Origin of the sequence: Pseudomonas sp. AG1028 (assembly GCF_007993955.1) — a bacterium.
Lineage (GTDB): Bacteria > Pseudomonadota > Gammaproteobacteria > Pseudomonadales > Pseudomonadaceae > Aquipseudomonas > Aquipseudomonas straminea.
Window position 1 is genome coordinate 616465 of sequence record NZ_VIVP01000001.1, and the last position, 12404, is coordinate 628868.

General features: G+C 63.8%; 9 protein-coding genes. 5 read left to right on the plus strand and 4 right to left on the minus strand.

Features of this window, described 5'->3' with window-relative positions:
* Window positions 1–103: 103 nt before the first annotated feature.
* The gene (gene der, locus FB481_RS02840; RefSeq protein WP_075963735.1) at window positions 104–1576 is read left to right on the plus strand and encodes a ribosome biogenesis GTPase Der; all 1473 of its coding nucleotides are present in this window, start codon (window positions 104–106) and stop codon (window positions 1574–1576) included.
* A 110-nt stretch (window positions 1577–1686) separates the two neighbouring features.
* On the opposite strand, the gene FB481_RS02845 is transcribed toward der, so the two are convergent.
* Window positions 1687–3987: a TonB-dependent siderophore receptor gene (locus FB481_RS02845; RefSeq protein ID WP_147175007.1), complete on the minus strand. Its 2301-nt coding sequence runs from the start codon at window positions 3985–3987 to the stop codon at window positions 1687–1689.
* Window positions 3988–4091: 104 nt separating this feature from the next.
* Between FB481_RS02845 and FB481_RS02850 the strand changes: the two genes are divergently transcribed.
* The 4 genes from FB481_RS02850 to FB481_RS02865 all read left to right on the plus strand — a co-directional run bounded on the left by FB481_RS02850 (window position 4092) and on the right by FB481_RS02865 (window position 9283).
* Complete coding sequence (locus tag FB481_RS02850; protein ID WP_147175008.1) at window positions 4092–4862, plus strand: response regulator; 771 nt, start codon at window positions 4092–4094, stop codon at window positions 4860–4862.
* A gap of 73 nt (window positions 4863–4935) precedes the next feature.
* Complete coding sequence (locus FB481_RS02855; protein WP_147175042.1) at window positions 4936–6255, plus strand: ATP-binding protein; 1320 nt, start codon at window positions 4936–4938, stop codon at window positions 6253–6255.
* A 73-nt stretch (window positions 6256–6328) separates the two neighbouring features.
* Window positions 6329–7006, plus strand: coding sequence for a type 1 glutamine amidotransferase domain-containing protein (locus FB481_RS02860; RefSeq protein ID WP_147175009.1), 678 nt, complete (start codon window positions 6329–6331; stop codon window positions 7004–7006).
* 153 nt (window positions 7007–7159) lie between these two features.
* Window positions 7160–9283 (plus strand): TonB-dependent siderophore receptor, encoded by a 2124-nt coding sequence (locus FB481_RS02865; RefSeq protein WP_147175010.1) that lies wholly within the window; start codon window positions 7160–7162, stop codon window positions 9281–9283.
* 251 nt (window positions 9284–9534) lie between these two features.
* On the opposite strand, the gene FB481_RS02870 is transcribed toward FB481_RS02865, so the two are convergent.
* The 3 genes from FB481_RS02870 to FB481_RS02880 are packed head-to-tail and all read right to left on the minus strand — an operon-like array spanning window position 9535 to window position 12399.
* Window positions 9535–10326 carry an ABC transporter ATP-binding protein gene (locus FB481_RS02870; protein WP_147175011.1) on the minus strand — a complete coding sequence of 264 codons (792 nt, stop codon included), beginning with the start codon at window positions 10324–10326 and terminating at the stop codon, window positions 9535–9537.
* On the minus strand, window positions 10323–11393 hold the full coding sequence (locus tag FB481_RS02875; RefSeq protein ID WP_147175012.1) for an iron ABC transporter permease: 1071 nt from the start codon (window positions 11391–11393) through the stop codon (window positions 10323–10325). Before FB481_RS02875 ends, FB481_RS02870 begins: the two co-directional genes overlap by 4 nt.
* Complete coding sequence (locus FB481_RS02880) at window positions 11386–12399, minus strand: ABC transporter substrate-binding protein (protein ID WP_256662694.1); 1014 nt, start codon at window positions 12397–12399, stop codon at window positions 11386–11388. Before FB481_RS02880 ends, FB481_RS02875 begins: the two co-directional genes overlap by 8 nt.
* Between the last annotated feature and the right edge of the window lie 5 nt (window positions 12400–12404).

The window sequence follows — 12404 nt, forward strand, 5'->3', positions numbered from 1 at the left end:
TCGCCCGATAGCATCGGGCGAGCGGGGCAGATAGTGCGAGATTTGCGGCCGCTGCCTGTGCAGCGGCTTTTGTATTTTTTGAAATAACGAAGTGGAGAGCCGAATGGTTCCCGTAATTGCCCTGGTGGGCCGGCCGAACGTCGGCAAATCCACCTTGTTCAACCGCCTGACCCGCACCCGCGACGCGATCGTCGGGGACCTTTCGGGTCTGACCCGCGACCGCCAGTACGGCGAGGCCAAGTGGCAGGGGCGCACCTACATCGTGATCGACACTGGCGGTATCTCCGGTGACGAGGAAGGCATCGACGCCAAGATGGCCGAGCAGTCCCTGCAGGCCATCGAGGAAGCCGACGCCGTGCTGTTCCTGGTCGATGCCCGTGCCGGATTGTCTGCCTCCGACCAGATGATTGGCGAGCACCTGCGCAAGCGCAACAAGCGCAGCTTCCTGGTGGTCAACAAGGTCGATAACCTCGACCCGGACCTGGCCCGCGCCGAGTTCTCGCCGCTGGGCATGGGCGAAGCCCTGCCGATCGCCGGTGCCCACGGCCGTGGCATCACCCAGATGCTCGAAGCGGCCCTGGGCAGTTTCCCCAAGGATGCCGGTGAGCCGGAAGAAGGCGAGGAGGCCGAAGAGGTCGCCGAGGGCGAGGAAGCCAAACGGATTCCCGGCCCGAGCGAGAAGGACGGCATCAAGCTGGCCATCATCGGCCGCCCCAACGTCGGCAAGTCGACCCTGGTCAACCGTATGCTCGGCGAAGACCGGGTCATCGTCTACGATCAGGCCGGCACCACCCGCGACAGCATCTACATCCCGTTCGAGCGTGACGACGAGAAGTACACGCTGATCGACACCGCCGGCGTGCGTCGCCGCGGCAAGATCTTCGAGGCGGTGGAAAAGTTCTCGGTGGTCAAGACGCTGCAGGCCATTCAGGATTCCAACGTGGTGGTGTTCGTCATGGACGCCCGCGAAGGAGTGGTCGACCACGACCTCAACCTGCTCGGCTTCGTGCTCGAGAGTGGCCGTGCGCTGGTCATCGCGCTCAACAAGTGGGATGGCATGGAGCCCAGCGAGCGCGATTACGTGAAGACCGAACTGCAGCGCCGGCTGTTCTTCGTCGACTTCGCCGATATCCACTTCATCTCCGCCTTGCACGGCACTGGCGTTGGCCATCTGTACAAGTCGGTGCAGGCCTCGTTCAAGTCGGCGATCACCCGCTGGCCGACCAGCCGCCTGACGCAGATTCTCGAAGACGCCGTGCAGGAACACCAGCCGCCGCTGGTCAACGGTCGCCGCATCAAGCTGCGTTACGCCCACCTCGGTGGCGCCAACCCGCCGCTGATCGTGATCCACGGTAACCAGGTCGACGCTGTGCCGCGTGCCTATTCCCGCTACCTGGAGAACACCTACCGTCGCGTGCTCAAGCTGGTCGGTACGCCGATCCGCATCGAGTACAAGGGCGGCGAGAACCCCTATGAAGGCAACAAGAACACCCTGACCGATCGCCAGGTGAACAAGAAGCGTCGCCTGATGAGTCACCACAAGAAGGCCGAGAAGAAGCGCAAGGACAAGCGCTGATTCATAGCCTGCAAAAAACAACAGGGGTAGCTCTCGAAAGGAGCTACCCCTGTTTCGTTTCAGCCTCCGCAAAGCATCGACCCATTGAGGGGCGCCGCCTTGTTGCTGGGTCAGAACCGCGTGCGCAGGGTGACGGACATGCTGCGCGGGTCGCCATAGATGGCGCCGGCATAGAAGCCATAGCGGGTGTAGTAGGTCTTGTCGAACAGGTTGTTGATGTTCAGCGTTACGTCGGTGTCATCGTTGATGTCGTACTTGGCCATGGCGTTCCAGATTGCGTAGCCGGACCAGTTGACCTCGGTGGCGCTGCGGCTCTGGCCATTGGTTGGAATGCCGGCCGGGCTGGACAATGCGCGGATATTGCTTTGCGCACTGACCCCGGTGCCCAGGGTTATGCGATCCAGCATGCCGCTCAGGCGGTAGGTGGTCGAGGCCTTGAACAGGTGCGACGGGTCGCTGCGGCCATCGCTGTCCAGGCGGCGGAAGTGCAGGTAGGTGTAGCCGCCGTAGACGTTCCAGTTTTCGGTCAGTGCACCGGCCACCTCGATATCGATACCGTCGGTTTCGGTGCCGCTGCCCGACACGTAAGCCTGGGCGCCGGATGGCGTCAGGCTGCCGGGATCGGTGACCGCCTTGTTCTCCTGCTTGGTGCGGAAGTAGGCGACCTGGGCGTTCAGGCTGCCGTCGAACCACTCACCCTTGATGCCGGTTTCGTAGCTCTGACCGATGATGGGTTCCACTCGGCTGCCGCCGGTGGTTTCCTCTGTCTGAGGGGTGAACAGATCGGTGTAACTGGCGTACAGCGAGTAGGTGTCGTTGAGGTCGTAGACCACGCCCGCGTAGGGCGTGACGATGCCTGACTCGGTCTGGCTGGTCTTGACGCCCGCGGCGGTTGCGCTCTTGGTGTGGTAGTCGCTGACCCGCACGCCGAGGATGACCGACAGCGGGTCGGTGATGCTCAGGCGCGTGGCCGCGTACATGCCCTGCAGGCGGGTGACGCTCTTGCCGTGGCGGCCGGTCTTGCTGGCCGTCATATACAGGTCGTCATCCACGCCGTTGTGCCAGTTGGTGATCGGCAGGCCGTTGTTGCTGCGGAACTGGCAGCCCACCACCGGGGCAGTCTGGCGGCTTGCGCTGGACATGATGCAGCTGTATTCAGGCGTCCAGCCCAAGGTACGGCTGTCGCTGTAGCCGAACATGGCCTGGTGGCTGCGGCCGAACAGCTCGAAGGCGCCGCTCAGGTCGAACTGCACGGATTGCTGGGTGGTGTCGCTGGAGCTGTGCAGGCCGTTGAGGATCATGCCGCTGCCATCGCGCTCCGGGTAACCGGTGTAGAGACCACGACTGAACTGGTTGACCTTGCCCAGACCGTAATGGTTGAGCGCCTCGGTGACGCTTTGCGCGGCCTTCACGTCCAGCGTCCAGTCTTCGTTGAAACGGTGGCTGAGGGAGGCGAAGGTGGTGCGCGTTTCGTTTTCGCCGTGGCTCCAGCTCGGCACCAGGTTGGTACTGCGCGACCACTTGGTCTTGCTGCCGTCGGCGTACCAGATCGGGATGTTGGCGCCCCAGCCACCACCGATCGTCTTGTCGTATTCGTATTGATAGCCGGCGCCCAGGGTGGTGGCGTCGGTGAGATCAAACTCGAAGTTGGCCAGGGCAGCGCGCGAGCGCTCGGACTGGTGGTCGCGGAAGGAGTTGGCGTCTTCCTGAGTGATCACGAAGCGCGAGCGCAGGCGGCCGTCTTCACTGAGCGGCAGGTTGAGGTCGGCGCCCAGGCGCGTGCGGTCCCAGCTGCCGTAGGTCATGTAGGCGCTGCCGCCGAAGTCCTTGCGCGGGGCCTTGCGGATCAGGTTGACGGTCGCCGACGGGTCGCCAGTGCCGCCGAGCAGGCCGTTGGCGCCACGTACGATATCAATGCGCTCGTACATGTCCATGTTCAGCGAGTTGCCGGCGCCGCTGAAGCCCGAATCGCCCTGATACTGCAGGCCGTCGACCTTCCAGTTGGTAACCTTGTAACCGCGGGCGCGGAAGTCGGTGCGGCCGCCCACTTCGTACTTGCTGGCCGTCACGCCCGGAGTGACTTCCAAGGCCTGCTCGACGTTGGTGATGCCACGGTCGGTCATCTGCTGGTTGGTGATGGTGGTGACGCTCTGCGGCGTTTGCCGCGGCGTTAGCGCCATACCCGTGGAGCTGGTAGTGCCGCGCACCGTGTAGCCCAGCTGTTCGGTGATGTCGTCGATGGCGTTGTCTTCGATACTGATTGCGCCCAGCTCAAGGGCGCCCCGGGATGCGGGCTCTTCAGCGTAGCCGAGCGGGCTGCACAGCAGGCTGCTTAGGCTGACGGCAGCCGCCAGCAGGCTGCGTTGCGACGGAAAGCGGGCGAGGGTACGACGATGGGAAATGGCGTTCATGATGGCTCGTGTTGGTTGGCATTCATTCTCATATGCATGAGATTTTTGTTACGATTCTAAATACAGCGCAGGCTGGCTAATTTCTCGATTTGTACGGGCGTGTAATGGAATGTAATCAGGGGCGCTCACTGCTCTCGCACGGGGCGCAGGCAACGCAGGAAACCGTGTTGGTGGTGGACGATGACGACGAGATTCGCGAGCTGCTCTGCGAGTACCTGAGCGACTCGGGTTACCACGTACTGGCGGCTGCCGACGGTCGACAGATGTGGCCGCTGCTCGAACAACACAGTGTGCAGTTGCTGATTCTCGACCTGATGCTGCCGGGCGAGGACGGCCTCAGCCTGTGCCGCCGTGTGCAGGCGCAAGGTGGCCCGGCGGTGATCATGCTGTCGGCCCGGGGCTCGGCGCTGGATCGCGTGGTGGGTCTGGAAGTGGGCGCCGACGATTACCTGGGCAAACCCTTCGAGCCACGCGAGCTGCTGGCGCGGGCCAAGTCGGTGCTGCGCCGTTCGGCTGCCGTGCCATCGCGTCCGGAACCGGTGAGCCCGTTCGAGGCGCCGGTGTTCTTTGCCGGCTACCGGCTCGATCCGGTCAAACGCACATTGAGCCAGCCCTACGGCTCTGCGGTGCTATTGCCACGTTCCGATTGCCGCGTGTTGAGCGAGCTGCTGGCCGCGCAAAACCGTGTGCTGAGCCGAGATCACCTGACCCGTTGTGCCTTCTCCCGGCCCCATCTGCCCGATGATCGCTCGGTAGACATGTGCATCAGCCGCTTGCGCCAATGTTTAAAGGGCAGCGTCGAGCGGGTACAGATCCTCACCATTCGCAACGAGGGTTATCTGCTCAGCGTCACCGCCAATGATTCGGTGAGTTGAGGTGCCCGCGTTTGCCGCTGCCTGGCTCAAACGCCTCTGGCCACAAACCCTGTTTGCCCAACTGCTATTGATCATGGTCTGCGGCGTACTGGCCATTCAGCTGTTGTCGAGCAGCATCTGGTTCGACGTGCGTTTCGCCCAGGCGCTGGAAGCGCCGGTGCGTTTGGCTGCCAGCCGGACCGCCACTCTGGTCGCCCAAGGCTGTGACGCCGTGGAGACGCAGACCATGCCAACCGGTTACCAACTGAACTGCATGGATCAACAGCCCCATGTCGAGGCCGCGGACAAGCGCGGCCTCAGGCGCATCGAGCCGCTGCTGCGCCAGGCGATGGCCCACGAACTGGGTCATGAGCCAACTGTGCACCTGCTGGAAGCACGGCTGACCGATACCCAGGGCCAGCCTCTGGTCTGGCGCAGCCTGTTCGGTCTGGATACCGCTCAAGCCCATCTCCGTTTTGCTGTCGCCCAGCCCGATGGACGTTGGCTGCAGGTGGGCGGCCACGAGCAGCAGGGCTGGAGCGGCGAGTCGGCCTGGGCATTGATTGCCGATTACGTGCTGCGCGTCTACGTGCTGCGCATCCTCGCAGTACTCGGTATCTGCTGGTTGGCGGTGCGCCTGTGCCTGCGCCCGCTGCAGCGCCTCGGCGAGGCGGCCCGCGGCCTGGGCGACAACCTCGAACGGCCGCCGCTGCCGCTCAACGGACCGTTGGAGGTACGCGAGGCAGCCCAGGCCTTTAACGTCATGCAGCAGCGACTGATCGCCATGCTGCGCGAGCAGGCGCATTTTCTCGCCGCGGTGTCCCACGACCTGCGCACGCCGCTGACGCGTATGCGTCTGCGCATCGAGCGCCTGACCGATGATGAGCAGCGCGAGCGCCTGAAAAACAGCATCAATCAGATGGACGCCATGATCGCCCAGGTACTCGACTTTCAGCGCGCCACCGAGCCTGGCGTGGCGGAGCCCGTGGATGTCATGCAACTGGTCACGGCGCTATGTGACGAGCTGGCCAGCTCCGACGAACCTTTGCCCGTCAGCGGCAGTGCAGCGCCGATACCTGGCAACCCGCTGTTGCTGCAGCGTTGCCTGCAGAACCTGCTGGAGAATGCCCTGCGTTATGCCCGTGCGGTCGAGGTGGTGGTGATCGAGAAAGAGCAGGGCGTCGCCATTCGCATCCAGGATCGCGGGCCAGGCATCGAACCGGCGCTGCTGGAACGCATCACCGAGCCCTTCGTACGGGGGGAAACCTCGCGCAATGTGCGCTCCGGCGGCTATGGCCTCGGTCTGAGCATCGCCAGCCGTATCGCCCTGGCCCACGGAGGTACGCTCAGTCTGGAAAATCGCGCTGGAGTCGGCCTGGCTGTCGAGCTGTGGTTGCCAGCCAGCCATGGGTGAAAAGCTTCGGGCACTCCGCGGCGTTTTAGTCGACTAACTCAGAACCCTAATCGCCACAAGCAAGGAGTTCATGATGAAAGTACTGATGGTGCTGACTTCCCACGACCAGCTCGGCAACACTGGCGCGAAAACCGGCTTTTGGCTAGAGGAGTTCGCTGCTCCTTATTACGTGTTCAAGGATGCCGGTGCCACGATCACCCTGGCTTCGCCAGCCGGTGGCCAGCCGCCGCTGGACCCGAAGAGTGACGCGCCCGACGCGCAGACCGACGCCACCCGCCGCTTCAAGGCCGATGCCGAGGCGCAGCGTCAGCTGGCCAGCACCGTGAAACTCGCCTCGGTGAACCAGCAGGATTTCGACACCGTGTTCTATCCGGGCGGCCACGGCCCGCTGTGGGATCTGGCCGAGTCCCGCGAATCCATCGCCCTGATCGAGTCCTTCGAGCGCGCCGGCAAGCCCATTGGTTTCGTCTGTCACGCGCCGGGCGCACTGCGCCACGTCAAGGCGGCCGATGGCCGCCCGCTGATCAAGGGCCGTCGGGTCACCGGCTTCAGCAACAGCGAAGAAGCCGGCGTGCAGCTGACCGACGTGGTGCCGTTTCTTATCGAAGACGAGTTCCAGGAGCTCGGCGGCCAGTATGAAAAAGGCGAGGACTGGAGCTCGTTCGTGATCGAGGACGGCAAGCTGGTCACCGGCCAGAACCCGGCCAGCTCGGAGGCTGCTGCCGAAGCGCTGCTGGCAAAGCTCAAGTAAGTCTCGGCCCGCTACGGCGCCACTTCATGTCGCCGTAGTCAGGGCACTTGAAGCGGTCCTGATGAAAGGGGATGAAGGTGATTATTTAATGCAATTGTGATCGAATCGCAGTTGGATTATGATCGCGACCCCTCCCATCTGGACCGTCTTTTCATGCGCTGGAGTCGTGCTTCAATCTGCCTGTTGTCCCTGTGTTCCGTCGGCGTTCATGCCGCTTCGCTGACAGTGCCGGAAGATGGCACGCTGGAGTTGCCCGACTCCGTCGTGACCGGCAGTGCAGAGAGCGCGACCGGCCCGGCGCAAGGCTATGCGGCGACTCGCTCGGCCAGCGCCACGCGCACCGATACCGCCCTGCATGAAACGCCCCAGTCGGTGAGCGTGGTGCCGCGCGACGTGATCGACGACATCTCCGCCACCCGCCTACAGCAGGCGCTGGACCAGGCCGGCGGTGTTGGCCGCGCCAACAACTTCGGTGGCCAGGGCCTGACCAACTTCACGGTGCGGGGTTTCACCTCTTCCGAGTTCTACCGCAACGGTTTCCCGATCAACCGCGGCTACCCCAATTCGCCGGATGCCAACACTCTGGAGCGTGTGGAAGTGCTGCGCGGTCCATCTGCGACCCTGTATGGCCGTGGCGACCCCGGCGGCACCTTCAACGTGGTTACCAAGCAGCCGCTGGACGAGCAGCGCACCACAATCGGCAGCCAGTTCACCGACCAGGGCCTGCGCCGTGGGACCCTGGACACCAGTGGCCCGCTGGACGAAGAAGGCCGCCTGGCCTATCGCCTGAACGTGGTGGGCGAGGGCGGCGACAGCTTCCGTGATGATGTGCAGAGCGAGCGCTACGGCATCGCCCCGGTGCTCAGCTGGCAGGTGTCGGACGCCACGCGCATCACCCTCGAAGGTGATTTCATGCGTAATAACCACCCGCTCGACCGCGGCCTCACGCATTTCGCCGGCCAGCGCGGCACGCCCAGCCATTCCACCTATTACTGGGGCAAGGGCAGCGACAACATGCTGCATAACGACAACGACATGGTGCAGCTGCGTTTCGAGCATCAGCTCAATGACGACTGGTCCCTGGCCGGCGGTTATCAGTACCTGGACGGCTCCCTCAAGGGCAACGCGGTCGAGGGCAATGGCATCGCCGCCGATGGTGTGACCCTGGGCCGTAACTTCAACTATCGCAAGCTGGAATGGACTGACCACAACTACCAGCTGAACCTGACCGGTCACTTCGAGACAGCAGGTTTTGCCCATACGCTGATCACCGGCGTGGAGTACGAAGATTACGATTACCGCTCGATCATCAGTCGCTCGCCTGGTGGCGTTAACGACTACCCGGTGAATATCTTCGATCCGGTACTCAACCAGCCACGGCCTGCACTGACGCGCACGCCAACCCACGACCATGAAACCCTGAAGACCTGGGCTGCCTTCGTGCAGGACCAGGTCGCGCTGACCGAGCGTTTCAAAGTGCTGGGAGGTGTGCGCCTGGAGCGTTTCGAGCATAAATACGATGACCTGCGCCCGGTCAATGCCGACTGGAGCAAGGCCGACAACGCCGTGACCCCGCGTGTCGGCGCCATCTATGACCTGACCGACAGCGTTGCCGTCTATGCCAACGCCTCCAAATCCTTCAAGCCCAACTCCGGCGCCGCACGCCTGGGTGGCGGTTTTGACCCGGAAGAGGGCAAGGCCTATGAACTCGGCATGAAGTGGGCAGCGCTGGACGGTCTGCTGAATATCGACGCGGCGGTTTTCCACACCATCAAGGAAAACGTGCAGGGCATCGACCCAGCTGACCCCAACTACCGTATCGTCGCTGGTGAAGTGCGCAGCCGTGGTTTCGAAGTCAACGTGGCAGGCCAGCTGACGCCCGAGTGGCGAGTGATCGGTGGCTACGCCTACGTGGATGCCGAAGTCACGGAGGACAGCACGCTGCCCAAAGGCACGCGTCTGGTCAATATCCCGCGCAATGCATTCAACCTGCTCAACGTCTACGAGTTCCAGGATGGCGTTTGGCGCGGTCTGGGTCTGGGTGTGAACATCAAATACGTGGACGAGCGTGCCGGGCAGACGGCCGTACCGACCTTCACCATGGACGACTACACCGTCACCGACCTGCTGAGCTTCTACAAGGTCAACGAGCAGCTGCGGCTGAATCTGGATGTGCGCAACGTGTTCAACAAGGGCTACGAAGAAAGCTCGTGGAACAACTACGCCTACCCGGGCGAGCCACGTACCGTGCAGACCGGCTTCACCTACACCTTTTGATAACCCGTAGCGCTCAGAACCTATTCATGATCGTCCAGACCTGATTCGTCGATTTTGGTAGATAAGCGGCGGGAGCGGACATTTGCAGCGGTGGGCTGAAGCCCACCCTACAGATTGTGCCAGGCCGTAGGATGGGTGAAACCCATCGCAATTGATGGGTTTCACCTGCGCGGCCCGACCCTTCCTACGGTCACCGGCTGCTTTTGCCTTTGTAGTTGCCGCTTTAGCGCATAAAGATCGTGAACAGCTTCTCAGGCGAAGGCGTGAGCGCTTAGCGGTTGCACCACTGGCCGCCCCTGACGGTCCTTCAGAATATCCACCGCCACGCCATAGGTGCTCTGCAGCAACTCTGCGGTGACGATCTCGCCTGGGTGGCCGCTGGCGGCCAACTTGCCGTCGACCAGCACCAGCAGGTTGTCGGCGTACTGGCAGGCCAGGTTCAGGTCGTGCAGCACCACCACCGTCACCAGGTCGCGGCTGCGGGTCTCCTGGCGCACGCGGTCGAGCAGGGCGATCTGGTGGCGCAGGTCCAGTGCGCTGACCGGCTCGTCGAGCAGCATCACCTTGGGTTCGCGCATCAGCACCTGGGCGAAGAACGCCATCTGCCGCTGCCCGCCGCTGAGCGAGCCGATGCTGCGCCCGGCCAGGTGGGCGATGCCGACCTGGGAGAGCTTTTCCATGGCGCGCTGCAACTGCGCATCATCGAGGCGTAAGCCGATCTGCCCGAGGTTGCCCAGCACCACCACTTCGAGTACCGACAGCGACACCTCGGTGCTGCAGTCCTGCGGCATATAGGCGAAGTCGCGGCGCCAGGCTTCCAGCACGCGCCGGCCTGGCGCCTGGGCGCCGCGGCTGTGTTCGCCACGGGTGATGGTGCCGCCGGCCAGCGGCAAATCGCCGGCCATGGCGCGCAGCAGGGTGGTCTTGCCGGTGCCGTTGGGGCCCAGCACCACATGGATGGCTCCGGGCTCCAGCGTAGTGCTCAGGCCATGCAGGATGGTGCGCCCGGAGCGGACGAGGGCGAGGTTGTCGAGCTGGATCATGAGCGGCCTCGCTGTGGGGCGAAGATCAGCCAGAGCAGGAACGGCACGCCGACGATGGCGGTGACGATGCCGATGGGAAACAGCGCGCCCGGCACGATGGATTTGGACAGCACCGAGGCCGCCGACAGCATGAACGCGCCGCAGATGGCCGATAGCGGCAGCAGGAAGCGCTGATCCTCGCCGACCATCATCCGCGCGATATGCGGTGATACCAGGCCGACGAAACCGATCACGCCGACGAAGCTGGTTGCCGTGGCGGTCATCACCGCCACCAGAATCAGGATTTTCAGGCGCAGCACGCGGATGTTCACGCCCAGGCTCACCGCACGAGTTTCGCCCAGGCTCAGGGCCGCCAGCTTCCAGGCATCGCCCATCAGGATCACGCAGCACAAGAGGGTCACGCCGGCGGTGATGCCGAGGGTCGTCCAGGTCGCCTTGCCGAGGTTGCCGAACAGCCAGAACAGGATCTGTTGCGACAGCTCCGGCGAGGACAAGAACTGCACCAGCGACAGCAGCGACTGGAACAGGAACAGCATGGCGATGCCGCCCAGGATGATCGTGTGGCTGCCGGCGTGGCGCAGGGTGGCCAGGGCGAACAGGAACACCACCGCGAGCATCGAGCAGGCGAAGGCGCCCAGCGGCACGCCGATCAGCGGGCCCAGGCCAAAGCTGCCGAAGGCCAAGCTCAGCGCCGCGCCAAAGCCGGCCGCGGCGGCCATGCCCAGCGTATAAGGGCTGGCCATGGGGTTGTTGAGCAGCGTCTGCATCTGCGCGCCACCGGCGCCGAGGGACGCGCCGACGGCCAGGGCCATCAGCGCCACCGGCAGGCGCAGGTCATGGACGATGGTATCGGTCATCGCCGGGCGCTCGCCGATATCCAGCAACGAACGCAGCACGTCCCACGGCGAGAGCATCGACGGCCCGGTGGCGATATCCAGCACCAGGCAGGCGCCGCACAACAGGGTGAACAGCAGGCAGTTGCGCCAGCGCTTGCGCTCGCGCATGCGGTGCTCGGCGATGGCGTCGCGCTCGACCGCAGTCGGCAGCGCGGTTTCCGGCTTATTCATGGGCGCTGATGGCATAGGTGCCCTCTAACGGAATCGGCAGGTACTTGCGGTAGTAATTCTGGTAATTGGCCATCGGGTCGAGGTCGGCGAACAGATCCGGGTACAGCTGCTTGGCGATGAACTGCAGCATGGTGAAGTCGCCCAGGCTGCGCGACGCGCCCTGGTAAACGCCGTACAAGCGACCATCACGAATCGCCGGCAGTTCCGACCAGCCCGGTCGTGCGGCGAAGGCCTGCAGCTGTTTGCGCGCCGTGGCTGCGTCCACGCCTGGGCCCATGGACAGGGCGGTGGGGTTGGTGTTGTCTTCACGGCCGGAAATGATGATCACCTCGGGGCGCGCGACCAGCACCTGCTCCGGGTTGATCTGGCCCCAGTCGCGCACGTACGGCGCGGCGATATTGTCGCCACCGACCGCAATTGCCATGGCGCCCCACATGTTCTTGCCGTAGGTGAAGGAGTATTCGGCCGGGCCCTTGTTGCCGAACTCGATATAGATGCGCGGCTTGGACTTGTTGGCCTTGGCAATGCGCGACTCGATATCCTTGACCGCCTCGCTGTACAGGTCCGCCAGCTCACGGGCGCGGGCCTGCTGGCCGGTCACTTCGCCGAGCAGTAGGGTGGACTGCACATGGCGTTCGAGGGTCTGGGCGTTGTAGTCGATCACCAGCACCGGCACGCCGGCCTTCTCCAGCCGCGCCACCTCATCGGGCAGCGCCTGGAATTGCCAATCGGTTAGCACCAGCAGATCCGGCTCCAGGCTCAGCACCTTCTCGACCGAAAAACTCTGGGTTTCCACCTCACCGACATCGGCCAGGGTGTTCAGCCGCGGGTAGTGCTCTACATAGCGCTTCCAGATCGTCGGCACCTTGCGCTCCCAGGCCCCGCGGGAAATCCCCACCACCGAATCGAACGCCTTCTCGCCACCGACGGCCGCGTAATCCTCGAAGTTGAACCCCAGCACCACGCGCTTGGCTGGCAACGCCACCTCCACGCTACGGCCCAACACATCGA